We start from the raw sequence: 17,445 nt of genomic DNA on the forward strand, positions 1-17,445 counted from the left end.
CCATTATTTCATCTTCTCAAGGAAGGTCATTTCTTTCGGATCCCCATCCGTCAGCATCAGATGCATATCCATGATCAGTTCTCCAACCGTATCTGTTGCCTGATACAGGTTCTTTCCTGTATACCATACATTTCCTTCTTTTACTGCTTTAAATTCGGAAAACAAATTGCTCTTCGCTTCCAGGTCGCTGATACTCTTCACCTGCCCGTCGATTGTTCCGTTATAGATCAGATAATCTGCATCCACTGCTGTTGCATAAAATTCTTCCATAGTCAGTTTGACTGACGGAGCATTGCTGTCCACATTTTTCAGGTTCTTGAATGCATAACGTCCGCCTGCAATCTCAATCATGGAAGGGATATAATCTTCTGATTTTCTTACTACGATAGAACCGTCTGTATTCACATAAAAATATGCCACCGTCTTTTCTGTATTTTCAAAGCCTTTCAGCTTTTCGATCACCTGGGCCTGCTTTTCAAAAAAGCTGTCGGCTGCATCTTCTTTATTCAGCATTGCACCGTACAGTTTGATCCACTCGGTTCTGCCCAATGGGTGAGATTCATAACTGGAATAGTCCACAAAGACCGGTATATCCAGATCTTCGATCATCTCCTGTACTTTCGGAGTATGAAGGATCATGGTTGATTCTACGGCAAGATCACACTCTCCGTTCACCAGAGTCTCATAATCCGGCTCACTGTATTTTCCTGCGTAGATCATGTCACCGGACTCCATCGCTTTCTTTGCATCTTCTACATACCAGCCGGATGCATTAAGACCGGAAAATTTCACCTGGTCAATGGCATCCACTGCATCCAACAGCGACATGATTGCTGTTGCTGCCATATAGATATGATCCAACGGCTGCTGCAGGACTACAATATCCTCCGACAATCCTTCCGGAGCTTCTTTCCCTTCCGGCACAACAAGGTACTGTCTGTCTTCATGTACATCCAACAGCTTGTATCCGTCTTTATAATCATATACGTCAAATTCTGTCGCATAGGTCAGATCCATTGTCGACTCATAGGTAAGGCCGTCAATCTCCGGCCCTTTTTTATCACTTTTTGACTGATCTTCTTTTTTATTTTTTGTCTCTTCTGTCTGCTGTGTACTGTCTGTTCTTTTTTTACCAGCCCCCGGCTGACCGCAGCCCCCCAGTGAGAGGACCGCTGCCAACAGCAATGCAGTTATTCTACAAAGCTTCTTTTTCATTTACTGATTCTCCTGTACTCCTGCTTCATCTACTGCCTTTTCAAACATCTTGTCCATTTTCTCTTCACATCCGAAAAGTACTCCATATACCTTGATCCACTCGTACTGTGCAAGTTCCGTCTTTTCATCTGCACTCCGGTCAATGATCACCGGAATACCAAGCAATGCAAATTTTTCGGTGATTTCTTCCAATCTTTCTGTCTGTTCTTCTACGGTCAGTTCATCAGAATCACCGGTTGACTGCTCTTTTGTCTTCTTATCCTCTGTCTTTGCACTGTCCTTTTTCGTGCTGTCTGTCTTTGCATCGTCATTTTTTTCTGCATCTTCTGCATCTCTCGGCAGAAGTTCTCCCGGAAGCAATGCAAGAGATACTTCTTTCTTCACAAGTGCTTTTAATTCCGGTTTTTCAAAGCTTCCCCCGTAAATAACTTCAGCATCCGCTTCATCTTCATCCTCATTTACCTGCATTTTTTCTGCAATCTCAGGAACAGTACAAGCTTTCTGCTCCATTCCTACTGCTGCCACAGAGTCAAGGAGATCCAGTTCTTTCATCTGTTCAAGGATCTCATCTGATGCCACATAGGTTTTATCTGCCGGCATTTTCACAATGATCATATCCTGATCCAGACCGACCGGTACTTCTACGTCTTCCGGCACAAGCAGATATTTTACAACATTGCCTTTATACAGTTCTGCTGCCAGTTCTTCTTCACTGACTCCATTCTGATCCGACGTGGAATCTCCGCTTTCCTCTTCCGCAGCGTCACTCTTACTGCTCTTATTTTCTGTGCTGTCTTTCTTATCGGACTTGGAAACCTCTTTCTCTGTATCCTCAGAAGTTTCTTTGGATGTCTTTTCAGGATCTCTTGCCGTATCTTTTGTCATGTCTACTTCCAACAGAACGATTCCCTGATCGTAATGGTAGATCTTGAAATATTCTGCATATTCCAGTTCTGTTTCTGACTGATATTCAAGTCCCATGATCTCCGGTGCTTTTTCGTCCAGTGTCTTATTACTGTTCTCCCCGACAGTTGTGCCATTTCCTGCTGCGGCAAGATAGACGAAAATACTGTACTCGATCTCATGTGCCACAGACATCTTATCTGTCATTCCAAGGATCTTATTATTTTTATTCAATGCGATCGGGATAACTACGGTCGCTGTTCCTCCGCTCTTTGTCGTATAATATGTATTTCCGTTGGCTTTTACATACTGGTAATGGTCACTGCTGAATACCAGTGTTGCATAAGCCTGTCCATTTTTGATTGTTACTTTATTACAGGTAATCCTTACTTTTCCTGTACCGCCGGACCAGGTAAAGCGATCCGGTGTATATACTCCGTCTTTTAAGGCCGTTGTGCTGTCTACGCGTCCTGTAGAACCACTGGTATCTGCCTCATATTTTGACTCATGATCAGCCTTGCCGTCATTCTTTCCATTAGAACCATTGGATGGTTTCGTTGACGGTGTCGTTGGTTTTGTCGGGTTGGACGGTTTTGAATCATTTCCCTGATCATCTTTTCCGATATCACCGGTCTTTACAAGCGTATCAGATTTAAATGTCAGCATTCTGTCATACCAGATCTTATTTTTGATCGAATAAGCTGCAACTGCAATTTTCTTATCTAATGACTCCACCGGAATTTCATAAGTATACTTTTCTCCGTTCTCTGTCATCTTTGTCTGGAATGGAATCCAGCTTGATTTGTCTGCTGCCGCCGCCTGTTCTTTTGTTCCGACATACAGATAACCGTATCCCGTACCACTCAGCGTCAGAACCGCCTTCATCTTTCCATTTTTTACAGTCAGTTCGCATCCAATGACACGGAACATAGACGCACTGGAATCCACCTGGATACTGTAAATTCCATCTGCCGGAACTTTTGTGCCAGGTTCCGGATCTGGTGTCGGATCAGGATCCGGTGTCGGAAGTTCTCCTGTCTTTGGCAGGATTCCATTAATATAGAAAGTACTCTGCTTTTCTGCCCATTTATTTGATTTCTGAATGTGGACTACATAATTGATCTCTTTTCCAAGATCCTTTGTTGGAATCGTAAATGTAAATGTCTTATAACCACTGGCGATCTCGGACTTATCTTCCGCACTGATGGCACCGGCATCTTTCACACTATCCGCATCTGACACTGTTCCAAGATATAATTTATCATAAGCAGATGCCTGCGTAACCATAGTCACGGTTGCTGTATCCCCATTGATGGAAATACTGCTGCCCCGTTCAAAATTCAGGCTTGCATAGCTGCTGGTCGGATATGCTGAGCCGTACAGATCATAAACTCCATTTTCTGTTACATTTGCTTTTCCTTCCAGATTCGGCACATTGATATATAAATCTCTCGCCCAGGACATCCACGCAGAAGCCGTTCCCGGTGTAACTGCAATGTTCATTCCCTGCTTTTCTGCAGGAACTGTCAGTGTAAATGTCGTTGTATCATCCTCTGCACGATAAACTCCATTTACTGCAGATGTCTTATCTGCATCTGCCTGAACTCCCTGATACAGGCGGGTCCATTTCTGACCTTTCACATTCAAAGTCAGGATTACATTTTTTCCCTTTAATACCGCCTTTGAAGAAACAATATTGAAATCATTGTACGCTGCACCCGTTCCCCCGGCGATCACTTTTACTGCATCTGCCGCACTCGGAAGTTCTGTGATTCCCTCATCCGGGATATACATCCACAGATACTGGTTCGAGTACCAGCTTCCATCCGGCTTTCCAAGTGTTACTGGGATTGTCGTTCCCTTTGCAGAAGCCGGCAGATGGAATGTGAAGCTCCATTCTCCATTTGCTTCTGTGCCATTTGCTACAGATTCTTTCAGTTCATCATCTTTATAGCCAAAATAGATCTTGTCAAAGGAGACATTCTTTGTTGACAGAGTGATCTCCAGTTCCTCTCCATCCTGTACCACTTTTGATTCACTGGTCTTGAACATTGCAAAGTCAGCTCCGTTGGACTTTACTACTTTTACCTGATTCCCCGTAACAACCGGAGCCTCCGGCAGCTTCACTACTGCTTCGGAAGAAGTGACACTCGTTCCTGTCGCATCAGAAACGATACAACGATACTTTCCTGCTGTCTCCAGAGACATGGTAAATGTATATGTTGCAGTCTTTGCAGTAACTCCGGTACAGTCTGCCCACGTTGCACCATCGGCACTGAACTGCCACTGATAATTCAGATTGATTCCTTCTTCACCGGATGCCTCCACCGACAGTGCCACAGAACTTCCGCTGCCTGCCTCAGTCTCCTGCTTCGGCTGCGTTGTGATGTTGATCTCTGACGGTTTCACAAAATCGTCCATTGCAGGAAGCTTGAATGCCAGTGAACTTGAAGTGCTCCACTTCTGCGTTCTTCCATTTCTTGGTACAAAAGAGACTTCTCCGCCTGCTTTTTCAAGTGGCACGGTAAAGGTAAATTTTTCAAGATTTTTTTCTGTATCGACTTCACCTAAAATGATCGGTTCTTTTGTCTCATCATTTCTATTTCCGATATAGATTGCATCATAAGTAAAACTGCCACTGCTTGCCGGCTGTATCCAGACCGAAACCTGCAATGCCCCGCCTTTTACAACCACTTTAGATGCAGCGATCTTGATCATACTGTAAGCCTGTCCCGGCTTCTTTGCATCATCAGAACCATAAATTGCCGTAACTCCGTCATTTGCCTGATAATCTTCTTTTTCTCCTGATGTCTGCACATCCGGGATACTCATCCACAGCAGATTTTCAGACCATGTTCCTTTATCTGAACGTCCTACCGAAACCGGAATCCAACTGTTCTTTGCGGAAATCGGAACCTGGATCGTAAACTGGCAGGTACTTCCGGTATTCGTACCCTGAACATAATTGCTCTTATCCTCGTCTGTCGCTGCACCGAGATACAGACGGTCAAACACAGTCTTTGTACCGGTACTAAAGGAAATCTCGATCTTATCCCCTTTTACGGTACACGTTGCATCTGTGATCGGGAACATTCCATAAGAAGTTCCATCATTTTTCAGAACTTCAACCCCTGTGATCTCTTTCGTCGGTGTTACAAGTGTCTCTTTTGCAGTTGTCTCATCGGCCTGCTTTGCAGTTTCTTCCGAAGATTTCTCTTCTGCATCCTTTTTCTCCGCATCAGCTTTGTCAGACGGATCATCTGATTTTTCATTCATTTTTTCAGAATCTTTTCCTTCTCCCGTCTCATCAGAAGTATTCTGATCTTCTCCCGAATTTTCACCGGTACTGCCGGAATCCTGTGACGGTGTATTCTGATCCTGTGAACCTGTATTTTCTGAACCTGCATTCTCAGAACCATTTTCTTTTGATCCGTTTCCGGTATGATCTGCATCAGCGGACTGCGATCCATCGGATGTATTGGTTCCACCAGAGGTATCTGTTCCACCGGAAGTATCTGTTCCTTCCTGAATGCCTGCTCCGTCTGCCAAATTTTCTCCTGCATTCACCGCTCCTGCCGCCTGTGCGGTCTCCGCATTTTCTGCGTATGCTTTCGTATAAGACATCGGTGAAACTGCCATAGAAAACGCAAGCAACATGGCAAGATATTTAACCTTTTTGTTCTTCATTTTTCCTCCTGTCTTGAATAATACGGGAAATAAGCTGAACTTATCTAAAAGTAAGTAAGAAACGTCAGAAAGACAATGAAAATAAACCGGTTTCTTTGAGCTGTCTGAGTCAGAAAAGAATTTCTTTTAAGAAAAGCTCCCGGATCCATTACTTTTCGGTACAATCAATTACTCGTGATCTGGAATGTACATTCCCCGCACCAGCGACCGGCAGGTTTCCTGACTTACAAATCTTATGCCCGAACGCCTTCCCGGTCTCCCAGTGGCTGCGTCTTCACGCCTGCCGGTCACATTTGCTTACAGTGACGAGTTCGTGCAGGAATTGCACCTGCTTCCCTTTTACCTGTTGCTATATCTTCCTATATAGAACAGCACCGAACGCTTTATTTACTTTTTTCTTCGCTACTATAGCATGATGCCATAGGAAAGTCAACGTTACGCCTTGACCGCCCAACGCATCTTCGTCGATCTTGCACGCCCATTCTTTGCACATTCCTGTGCGGACGGGCGGATCACATCCTTCGCATAATCAGAATAGATGCCTGCTTTATAACCTGCTTTTAATGCTTTCTTTACCAGCTTGTCCTCACCGGAATGAAACGTCAGGATTGCAACTCTTCCGCCCGGACGCAGTGCATCCGGCAATTTCTCCATAAACTCATACAAAACTTCAAACTCATTATTCACATCGATTCGCAGAGCCTGAAATGTTCTCTGACAGGTTTTCTTTACGATATCCTTTTTCTCTTTATTGTCTGGAAGAAAAGAAAGTGTCTTCTCGATCACGTTCCTGAGCTTTGTCGTTGTATCAATCCGGTTTCCTCTGCGAATCTCATCCGTGATCGCTTTTGCCAGTTCTTCACAATATGGTTCATCAGAATTTTCATATAACATTCCCGCAAGTTCTTCTCTTGAGATGGTATCCAGACGCTCTGCTGCACTGATTCCCTTTTCCTGATTCAGCCGCAAATCCAGAGGCCCATCGGCTTTAAATGAAAATCCTCTTTTGGGATTGTCAATCTGCATGGACGATACGCCAAGATCTGCCAAAATAAAATCGAATCCACCCACTTTCTCTGCAATTTCATCAATCGTGCAGAAATTCTGAAGGCAGACCGTCAGGATTTCCTCTCCGAATCCCTGCTCTTCCAGTCGTTTCTTCGTCTTTGCCGATTCCTCCGGGTCTACATCTGTAGCATAGATATGCCCCTGTCCTTTCAAACATTCCAGCATGGCTTTTGTATGCCCGCCATATCCTAATGTTGCATCAAATCCGGTCTGTCCCGGCTGAATATCCAGGAAATCCAGTATTTCCTTTACCATAATTGAAATATGCATCCCGGCAGGAGTATTTCCCTTACGTATCACATGCTCCACGGTCTCCTGATATTTTTCCGGCTGAAGCTCTTTGTATTTTTCCTCGAATTTCTTCGGATATTTTCCTTTATACCGCACACGCCTTTTGTGCGGTGTCTGCTGCTCCTGACTCATATTCTTTTATTTCCTTTCCTAAAATACACTCTGACTGAATTTTTCATTTTTATATATGATGTCGGGGTCAAAAGCCCCCGACTTTGATGCCCACGGATTGCTCCGTGCTACTCACTCTCACAATCCTATCAAATATTTTGGCACATTCCAATGTCATCCGATGTGGAACTATGCTGCTTTCAGTCTTACCATTTCGTACACAGTCAACCATTTCTTTGATTTCATACACAAACCCATTTTCCGTCACCTGATCGGAATATTGCTCTATCAGCTTTCCCTGCCCATCGTACAAAACGATCTGATCTGCATAATGCGGATGTCGGATCATTATTTTTCCTTCTGATCCTGTCAGTTCCAGTCTTTCATCTACATTTGCCAGATACGTGGCAGTCATAAACGAAAGATGCTCCTCATACCGAAGTATAACATGTTCCGTCACATCCACCTGATCTTCATTGTAGATTACCTGAATCTGTTCTTCCTTCCAGTCTTCACCACAAAAATACATCGTCAGTGCCAACGCATAAATTAACAGATCCAATGCCGCCCCTCCACCGGCTTCTTTGTTAAAATAGCGATTTTCTTTATTCTTCGGAGCTGTAAATCCGATTTCAACATTACTGACTGCAAGTTTACCGATACGCCCTTCCCGCAACCATTCTCTGGCTTTTCTATTTGCAGGAAGAAAAAGACTCCATACTCCCTCCATAACAAAAATTTTCTTTTCTTCTGCCAGCTTGAAAATTCTTTCTGCCTCCTCCGAACTTCCTGTCAATGCCTTTTCACACAAAACCGGAATCCCGTATCTGATACATAATTCTGTCAACTGCACATGCATTCCGGTAACCACACCAATATAGACCCCATCCAGCTTTTCTTTCTGAAGCATTTCTTCATAATTTCCATAATAGGTATGTATTTCATATTTCTCTGCAAACTCTCTGGCTCTTTCTTCTGATCTCGCTGCTACAGCAGTCACACAGACCTCTTCTGTCTTCTCTGCTGCATCGCAAAATTTATTTGAAATATTTCCGGCACCCATAACGCCAAAACGAAAAGTTTCTTTCTTTTCCATCCCTTTTCTCTCCTTTACAAGTTATAATCTTGTCATGGCAATCGTTCCTGCAGTCAGAAGTACCAGCCCGGACTTTCTAAACATTTCTTAAATTTTTTGCTTTTTACCTAAGAGGATCGGCATCACCGTCAGAAGCATTGTTCCAAAGCTTGCGATCCCACCAATATAATTGCTGACCGGCTCTGCAACAAAGACTCCCTCAACTCCCATAAAATATGGGAGTAATATCGTCAATGGCACAACGATCACAACTTTTCTCAACAGACTGAAAAAAATTGCCTGCTTCGGGAATCCCAGCCCCACGAATGTCGCCTGTCCGCAGAACATAAATCCCATCATAAAAAATCCTGCAAAAAAGAGTTTCAGTGCCGGTGCTGCAATCTCAGCCAGTGCTTTGTCAGACGTAAAAAATCCCACCAGGAAAGACGGGAAGAAATGAACCGTCAGCCATGCCAGCACCATATAGCTCAGAATCATACCGCACGTAACAAAAATTCCTTTCCTGACCCTCTCATATTCCTTTGCTCCGAAATTATAGCCAAGCACCGGTTTCGCACCTTCCGCCACACCGTTTGCCGCAAGATTGAAAATTTCACGCACCGAATTTAAAATCGTCATCGCACCGACATACAGATCTCCACCCCAGCGTGCCAGCGTTGCATTGCAGGCGATCTGACTCAGACTGTTCGTAACGCACATAATAAAGCCTGACAGTCCCAGACCCAGGATGGAAAGAATCATTTTTCTGTCTTTTAGCTTCATATACTTTCTCTGCAATGGGTACTGCACCTTTTTCCCAGTCAGAAACCACAGAACCCACATACATCCTGCCATCTGACTGAGAACCGTTGCGATCGCTGCTCCCCGTACTCCCAGTTTCCACACAAAAATAAAAAGCGGGTCAAGAAAGAGATTCAGAACAGCCCCGATACAGACTGTCATCATTCCCATTGTCCCGAACCCCTGTGCATTAATGAACAGATTCATCCCTGAACTGATCATGATAAAAAGTGTCCCCAGCAGATAAATCTGTAAATAGGATGCTGCCACAGGATAAGTTGCATCCGATGCTCCCAGAAGATACAGGATCGGCTTCATAAAAATATAAAAGACACCCATCAATACAACTCCGGTTAAAATAAGAAGTACAAAGCTTACATTCTCAAGCTTTAATGCCTTTTCCTCCTCTCCTGCACCTCTTGCGATAGACATCAGTGGTGCTCCACCGCCTGAATAAAGCTGCGTAAATGCACTCACGATCGATATAATCGGAAATACCAGCCCCACACCGGTCAGAGCCTGATCTGCTCCCTGACCGATATGTCCTAAATAGACCCGATCTACCAGATTGTATAAAAGCTGCACCGCCTGTGCAATCGTGACCGGAACTGCCATGGACAAAATATTCCGGATCATTGATCCTTTTGAAAAATCATGCTCAACATTCTTTTTATTATTCATCGCTTTCATACTGACTATTATAGTCTTCTTTTCATAAAACACCAGTACCAACTCATTTATCTTCTTTTTTACTTTAACGTGCTTTCTCCAACATTTTATAAAGAATCAGCCCGATTCTCACATTCAACATTTCATTTGGATTCTTAAAATCCATTCCTGTCATTTTTCCAATCTTGTCAATTCTGTACGTTGCAGTTTTATAATGAATAAATAATGCCTGTGCAGTCTTATTCAGACTTTGATTATTATCAAGGTAAGTTTGCAGCGTCAGAATCAGATCTTTCCGCTGCGGTTTATTGTAACTGTATAACCGTTGCAAGGATTCAGGGATATAATCCATTAGTGTGTTCAGATCATCAATATCTCCAAGGAGTTTAAAAAATCCAAGATCTGAGTACAGTGTAACTGTCTGATTTTCATTTCCAGAAATAACTTTCGCAATATCCCGATAGGAGATCGCTCTTTTTGCCTCATAATAAGAATCTTTCAGATTATAGATCCCTTTGACCATCTTTCCGATTCCGACCTGGATCTTCTCTGTCTTATGGCGGTAACGGATCGCATTCTGCAATGCCGCACACATCTCTTCCATTTTATTCAGATATACCTCGCGCTTCTGCTTTTCATCCACTCTTTGAATCATCACGATCTGATCTATATTCCGGTATACATGCTGTCCCGGGCAAAGTGTCATGATCTCCCCTTCAATAATTCCGGTTTCCCGCAACTGTTCACTTGTATACATATCTCCCCGTTCTTTTTGGAAAGTATAAAATGTCACAACCCGGTAATATTCCTCAGAATGGATCTCCAGCAGATTTGCTGCTTCTTCCATTTCTTCTTTTCCAAGCATCCCGCTCAGTACATTATGCACAATATCTCTGTGATATTTCTTTTCAATCTCATTTTGCACAAATTCTGTAACAAAACCATACTGCAGTGTAATAATCGCATTCTCGATCGCCATGCAATCCATTGCTGACAACTTTCTATTTTTCTCTGTCACCACCAGATAAGCTTCCACCTCTTCCATAACACTGATCTTGATTACGTACTGGATTTCTCCTGTCCCCTTTTTCCGTTGCCGCATATAAGAAAATTTCGTAATGACAGATGGAATATACTCTTCAAGATCTTCCCGTAATTCCAGACGCGAATGATCCCCTCCACTGGTCACATAGCAGTTGAGATTACTGTAATAAAGTGTAACTGGATTATCCACCATGTCACTGAGAAGTTCCAAAATATCCTGCGTCTTACTGGATGTGATATCTCTTCCAAAAGAAAGTGTATTGAAATTATCCTGCGTCAGTTTAAAATACCTAAGCCGTGCAACATCTTTTGTAAAAATCCGGTTCATGACAAAACTGATCATTACCCAAAAGCTGATTTTTTTTGGCATTTCAATCAATGGAATCTTTTTACTTTCGCAATACGTTTTCAGTAATTTGATTTTCTTCTCTTTTTCGCTGATCTGTTCCCGTTCTTTCAAAAGGATTCCACTGATATGCTTCTCCTCAAAAGCGATCAGATACTGATAAAATTCCTCCGCACTGCAATCTCTGTATACATACAGGCTGGTCAGGAGCAGTTCCCCTCCCGTCAGATATCTTGCCATTTCCGGTACTTCTATAATGCGGATGCCTTCAATTTTTCGTTTACAGGACTCTTTACCCTCAATCACATTTAACTGCTTCCATTGTTCCTCTGCCAGCAATTTTTCAATCGTATATTCCATTTATTCACCTTTCAGTTTTCTTATTTTTCTGCGACAAACTGAGCCGATTGACAAAATGATCATAATAAGACTGATCCATTGAGATGTTGAAATTCCCATCATACTTCCTCTGACCGCATCATATCGCAAATTTTCAAGTACAAATCTTATCATACCATATGTCAGCAAATAAGTTTCTATTGTATAATACCACTTCTTTTTAATGTGTCTTTTTATTGATATATCTTGCCTTATATTTTGAATAAACGATCGTCTGGTCTTTATACAGACTGTAATATCCCGACAGGGCATAACTGATCGAAATGGCGATCAGATAATACGCTGCCCCTGAAAATCCAAATAATTCAAATGAGATCAGCATGGATGCGATCGGACAGTTCGTCACTCCGCAGAATAATGCCACCATGCTTGCCGCTGCTGCAACTTCCGGAGAAAAACCAAGCAGTCCACCTGCCACACAACCGAATGTGGCTCCCACTGAAAATGCCGGAACGATCTCCCCACCACGATAACCTGCCCGCATCGTGATCGCTGTCAGGATCATTTTCCACAAAAAGTCTAACGGTCTTGCTTTTCCCTGTTCCACTGCCCTTGCGATCAGTTCATTACCTGCTCCCATATAATCTCCTGTTCCAAGAAGCATTGTGATCCCGATCACCAGACATCCTGCCACACAGACACGAAGATACGGGTTCTTCAAATATTTTCCATAAATCCCGGATACTGCCTTTAATGCCACGCAGAATAAAATGCTCAGCAATCCACAACCGGCTGCGATCACTGCCATCTTCAAGCCGCTCTCAACACTTAATTGTGGAATCCTTGCAACCGGAAATGTCTCCGGGTTCAGACCAACTCCTGTCGCAAACTCTGCGGCAATGATCGATGCGATCACACACGGCAGTAATGCTGCATAATACATCACCCCCACGCTGACAACTTCCATCGCAAAGACTGCCGCTGCCATCGGTGTTCCGAAAACTGCAGCAAACGCCGCACTCATTCCACACATGATCATCACATGATGATCTGTCTCATCCAGATGCACCAGCTTTGCCAGCCAGCTTCCGATACTGCCTCCAAACTGGATCGATGCACCTTCCCTTCCTGCAGAACCTCCGGTCAGATGCGTCAGTAATGTAGAAATAAAAATCAGCGGGGCAGAGATAAAGGGAACATTATCTTTTGACTTGATCGTTGATAAAACCTGATTCGTTCCTCCATCCTGTCTTCCCAGCCTTTCATACATAAATACGATCACGATTCCTGCCAGCGGAAGGCAGAGAAATACCCATAGATGACTGTTTCTGTATTCAGTTGCCGCACTGATACAGGCTGCAAATGCACTGCTTGCCCCACCGACCACCAGTCCGGTCAGAATTGCCAGTAACATCCATTTGATAAAATTAGTAACATCCCGCCTGATCCGTTCGTAATAATATTTTATAAGAATTTTCTTTTTTGAAGATCCGATCGATAACCCTTTTTCTTTCTCTGTCTGCATGATATTCCCCTTACCTCTTTTCTATTTTCCAGTGTATCAAAAAAGCGGAATAAAGTGAAGTGTTAACAGCACTTTCCGGTCAGCTTTCCAGTTAGTTTCCTAAAAATTTTCCAAAAAAAGAACCCGGAAATCTTCTTTTATCAAGAAAATTTTCGGATTCTTTTTTCCTGCTTAGAACCGGTTAAGTTTCCTTTGCAACAGCATTATTTCTTTTTGCATTTATCATAAAATGCAAACATTCCTGCCAGTAATGTTCCTGAAATTGAATGCCATGTACAGGATACTGCACAGATGATCGCTGACTCCGGTGTAGATGCAAACTGAGCTGTCGTTGTGGCAAGATTGGTTGCAAGTCCTGCATTCTGCATACCGACCTCGATCGCAATCGTTCTCTTCTTCGCTGTATTCATGCCAACCAGTCTGCCTGCCCCGTAACCAAGCAGATAACCAAGTCCGTTGTGAAGGAAGACTGCAACAAAGATGATAACTCCTGACTCAAAGAATTTTGCACCCTGAGAAGATACAACTCCACCAACCACGCATGCCAGTCCAAGTACGGCGATTCCCGGCATTATTTTCTGCAGTTCACCAAATGTCTTTTTCTTTCCGAATAAATAGTTCAGCAAAAATCCAAGTGCAACCGGAAGAATGACTGTCTCTACGATAGACACCAGCATTGGAAGTGCCTTAATTGAAATATGCGTTCCGCTGGCAAGGAATGAAACCAAAAATGGTGTCATCACTGGTGAAAGGATCGTGGAAACCGTTGTCATTCCAACAGAAAATGCCACATCCCCTCCGCACAGATAAGACATGATATTGGATGACACTCCTCCTGGACAGCATCCGACCAGAATCAGGCCAAGTGCGATTCCGTCCGGAAGGTTCAAAAGCTTTGTCAGTCCTAATGCCAGAAATGGCATGATCAGATACTGGGCGATCGCACCCACACAGATATCAAAAGGTCTCTGGGCAAGAATCTTAAAATCCTCAGTTGTCAATGTCAGTCCCATACTGAACATAATGACTCCGATGATGATCGACTGGCACGTAAACTTATTGGATACCGGATCTGTAAATAACTGGAGATTAACCCATCCCATCATTCCCGGTACAAAGAACGTAATGACTGCAATCGCAATTACTACGATTGAAGTATAATCTGATAAAAATTTGCTGACTTTCTGTAATGCTTTCATTACATTTCCTCCTTACTTCTGTCCACTCAATAAAAAAGTCCCTTTTCAGAAATCAATCTGAAAAGGGACGAATATAATCCGCGTTACCACCCTGATTCCGCAAAAAATCTGCGGCTCTTCACATACCAGCATATGCTATCCATATAACGGTGGATACCGGCGAGGTTTACTGACGTGCATCACGCTTTCAGCCCGCTTCTTAGAGAGGATATCCTTATCCGGTTATTACCTGCTCACACCACCCACAGGCTCTCTGAAAATAATCTCGAATATGACTTTGTTCTCATCAACGAATTTGGTGAACAATATTTTCTTTACGGGGATTATTATAGTCCTCTCACGAAATAAGTCAAGTGAAAATTTTTACTCTTCGCTCTGCTGATTTTGTTCAATTTTTCCAACTGTCACATGATGGATCATTCCAAGAACTGATTCATTTGCATTTACCGGAATTAACCGGATTGATGGATGTCGATTCTGAAATACCCGGAATATTTCATCTGCAAACCCCTGCCCCATGAAATCAATTCCCTGAAAATCAAAAATGATCTCCTCAAACTCATCCAGCCGACGCAGAATCCTTCTTGCCTGTGAACGTGCCACCGGATTTCCCAGCGGACACATCTCTCTCATTGGGATTTCGGTTCTCACAAACCCTCTTTCGATCGGTGCAAAACGGTCAAATATATCCTTTGATGTATGTGCTGGCTGATTTTCCAATTTCATCACTACCATCGTCCCCACTTTCTCTAACCTCGTATAATATGCAATCAGATGCGACCGGATAAAACTTTCCCTGTTTTCGCTTTTCATGGAAAAAATCGCATGATCTGATAATATTGCAAACTCTGTCAACATCCTTGATGAAAAAAAGATGCCTTCTCCTGAATGTTCTTTTAAATTTGTCGTAAGCTTTCCTTTATATAATTCAAGAACTGCCTGTTCTGTACTGACATTTTTTATCCCATGAGCTAAGAGATACTTCTGTATATTCTTAAAAACTCCAATCCCATCATCTACAATAGAAATCTCTGTATACAGGCAATCTCTCTTTACTGCATAACTGATCTTTTCTGCTTCTGAATGCTCGATAGCATTATTCATGATTTCAGCAAATGTATATGCCCATATATCTTTTGCATTTTTCGAAATTTCCTTCAGTTCCGGTAAAATCTCTGCGTAAAAGATTTGATCCTCTTCTAAAGTTCCATCATTACTGACACTCCATTTTTTCTCATAAGTTACAAGTCGATAACCACACTGATTTTTATTTGATACTTCAATCAACTTTTTATCTATGCACATCTTTACATAACGCCGTACAGATGTCTCTGAAATAGAAAATACTTCTGCTGTCTTTTTCAGAAAAAGTGTATCATCCATACGGATTTTTTCTAACATATATAATTGTATCGCTTTTCTCTTCTCTTCACTGAATGACACGCTTCCTTTTCCTTTCTTTAAATCATAATTTTTAAACTATATTTTCTATTTATTAAACTATAGCATTTCCTGATTTAATTTTCAATACACAAAAAAAGACCTTCTCCGGTGTTCGGATTTTTCCACATTCATCCACCGGAAACGGTCTCTTTTTCACTTTTCTCTAAAGTTATCCACTTTTTATTTCACTTCTACAAGTTCAATCTTAAAGTTAAGCTCTTTGCCTGCCATCTCATGGTTTGCATCAAAAGTGATCGTCTTCTCTTCTTTTTCCAGTACTTTTACCGGAAATGGCTGTCCGTACTGATTAGAAAGATAAACCTGCTGTCCAACTTCCAGATTCTCTGATCCCGGAAGCTGTGCGATCTCAAGTGTAAAAATTGCCTCCGGATCCGGCATACCATAAGCTTCTTCCGGCATCAGATGAATATCGACAATCTGTCCCACTTCCATATCCGCTACAGCCGCATCAAATCCTTTAATCATCTGACCTGCTCCACAGACAAATTCCAGTGGCTCTCCACGGTCATAAGAAGAATCAAACTGCGTTCCGTCATTAAAAGTTCCCCGGTAATGAGTACGGCATGTCTTTCCGACATTACGTCCTGTCAGTGTGTTCTCATTTGTTCCTGTATCTGGCATTTACAAATCCTCCATTCATTTCATTCAGTCTCTGTGGAACCAGTATAAGCTGATATGGCTGTAAAAGCAAGCCCCAAACCTTTACTGCATACCACTGTATACACTGCACTGAATACATTTGCTCCGATCCTGAGTGCCACCGCATACGGCATCCCGAAAAGTCCTGAAGCGATCGACAATGCACCAAATGTGTTAAATGCAGTCTGCCATGCGTACCCCGCAGAATATCCTACTCCGATTCCTCCGATCATTCCGATATATGGATAAAATGATTGGGGAAGCAGCAGATACAGTCCGGCAAATAACAGACATCCTACTATATTAAATGCAGCTCTTTTTCCGGCTCTCTCCAGCCCGTCCTCCGGGAATGGAAGACATACCGACATACAGGCGATTCCCGCCCACATTGCCCTGGGCAAGCCTGCCAGCGACATAAACAGCATTGCACTGGAAGCGATCAATGCCAGCCGGATATACCATCTGCTTCTTGCGGAATGGACATCAAACTCCCTGAACAGATCAAGGAATGTCCTGCGATATGGTCTGTTCTTCTGATTTTTATAAAATATGATCATACAGAGAATCATTCCGACCAACAGCCCTTCCACTCTGCGGACATACATCTTGCCTGTTACGTCATATCCCTGGAGCAGAAGATACCCCAGTACAAAAGTAGAATGATTATACATGATCACATTATGACATCCAAGGATCATCAAAAGTAAGATGCAGATTACATTAATAAAAAATGCAGGAACCGGAGAAACCAGATTGCTGATCCTCGGTCCTGTCATCAGGATCGTAAAGATTCCCAGGATCGATCCAAGACCATGTGTAGTCCGTATTCCAAAATCTGCCTGTCGCAGTACAAGCACAGCTAACAGGACTGTAACTCCTACTACACTGTTATCTTTTCCCGTCAGACTACTGTACAATGATACCACTGCCACGCAAAAAGCCATGACCAGATATACCTTAAAATTATAGATCAGAATATGTCTTCTTTTTTCCTTCTTATCTTCTGTTGCCCGGATCAGTTGCTTCGACCCAACCGAACTAAGCTGTAGTTCCTGATAAATTGTCATAC

Annotated in this window: 10 protein-coding genes, 2 pseudogenes, 1 riboswitch and 1 other annotated feature; all 12 genes and pseudogenes read right to left on the reverse strand. The window is 42.8% G+C overall.

Annotation, left to right across the window (positions count from 1 at the left end; translation table 11 throughout):
- Positions 1–3 precede the first annotated feature (3 nt).
- The 12 genes and pseudogenes from NQ541_RS11145 to NQ541_RS11195 all read right to left on the reverse strand — a co-directional run bounded on the left by NQ541_RS11145 (position 4) and on the right by NQ541_RS11195 (position 17,443).
- The gene (locus tag NQ541_RS11145; RefSeq protein WP_005609125.1) at positions 4–1,215 is read right to left on the reverse strand and encodes an ABC transporter substrate-binding protein; all 1,212 of its coding nucleotides are present in this window, start codon (positions 1,213–1,215) and stop codon (positions 4–6) included.
- The gene (locus tag NQ541_RS11150; protein ID WP_005609127.1) at positions 1,216–5,805 is read right to left on the reverse strand and encodes an ICP22 family protein; all 4,590 of its coding nucleotides are present in this window, start codon (positions 5,803–5,805) and stop codon (positions 1,216–1,218) included.
- A 192-nt stretch (positions 5,806–5,997) separates the two neighbouring features.
- Positions 5,998–6,199: riboswitch (cobalamin riboswitch) on the reverse strand.
- Between the two features lie 41 nt (positions 6,200–6,240).
- On the reverse strand, positions 6,241–7,296 hold the full coding sequence (gene rsmH, locus NQ541_RS11155) for a 16S rRNA (cytosine(1402)-N(4))-methyltransferase RsmH (RefSeq protein WP_005609128.1): 1,056 nt from the start codon (positions 7,294–7,296) through the stop codon (positions 6,241–6,243).
- Positions 7,297–7,537: 241 nt separating this feature from the next.
- Positions 7,538–8,371: pseudogene (locus NQ541_RS12985) on the reverse strand (Gfo/Idh/MocA family protein); the annotation flags it as partial.
- An 87-nt stretch (positions 8,372–8,458) separates the two neighbouring features.
- Entirely contained in the window at positions 8,459–9,841 is a 1,383-nt protein-coding gene (locus NQ541_RS11165) for an MATE family efflux transporter (protein ID WP_330362680.1), read from the reverse strand.
- A 64-nt stretch (positions 9,842–9,905) separates the two neighbouring features.
- Positions 9,906–11,570 (reverse strand): PucR family transcriptional regulator, encoded by a 1,665-nt coding sequence (locus NQ541_RS11170; protein ID WP_005609134.1) that lies wholly within the window; start codon positions 11,568–11,570, stop codon positions 9,906–9,908.
- A complete protein-coding gene (locus NQ541_RS13355; protein ID WP_081442913.1) occupies positions 11,571–11,861 on the reverse strand; it encodes a prolipoprotein diacylglyceryl transferase family protein in 291 nt (96 codons plus the stop codon).
- Positions 11,770–13,074 carry a chloride channel protein gene (locus tag NQ541_RS11175; RefSeq protein ID WP_005609138.1) on the reverse strand — a complete coding sequence of 435 codons (1,305 nt, stop codon included), beginning with the start codon at positions 13,072–13,074 and terminating at the stop codon, positions 11,770–11,772. Before NQ541_RS11175 ends, NQ541_RS13355 begins: the two co-directional genes overlap by 92 nt.
- A 203-nt stretch (positions 13,075–13,277) precedes the next feature.
- Positions 13,278–14,273 carry a bile acid:sodium symporter family protein gene (locus tag NQ541_RS11180; RefSeq protein ID WP_005609140.1) on the reverse strand — a complete coding sequence of 332 codons (996 nt, stop codon included), beginning with the start codon at positions 14,271–14,273 and terminating at the stop codon, positions 13,278–13,280.
- Between the two features lie 60 nt (positions 14,274–14,333).
- Positions 14,334–14,572 (reverse strand) — a binding site (T-box leader).
- Positions 14,573–14,636: 64 nt separating this feature from the next.
- Entirely contained in the window at positions 14,637–15,716 is a 1,080-nt protein-coding gene (locus NQ541_RS11185; RefSeq protein WP_005609143.1) for an STAS-like domain-containing protein, read from the reverse strand.
- 180 nt (positions 15,717–15,896) lie between these two features.
- A pseudogene (locus NQ541_RS11190) lies at positions 15,897–16,328 on the reverse strand (FKBP-type peptidyl-prolyl cis-trans isomerase); the annotation flags it as partial.
- A 50-nt stretch (positions 16,329–16,378) separates the two neighbouring features.
- The gene (locus tag NQ541_RS11195; RefSeq protein WP_023920684.1) at positions 16,379–17,443 is read right to left on the reverse strand and encodes an FUSC family protein; all 1,065 of its coding nucleotides are present in this window, start codon (positions 17,441–17,443) and stop codon (positions 16,379–16,381) included.
- Positions 17,444–17,445: the final 2 nt, after the last annotated feature.

This window comes from [Ruminococcus] lactaris ATCC 29176 (assembly GCF_025152405.1).
Taxonomy (GTDB): Bacteria; Bacillota; Clostridia; order Lachnospirales; family Lachnospiraceae; genus Mediterraneibacter; species Mediterraneibacter lactaris.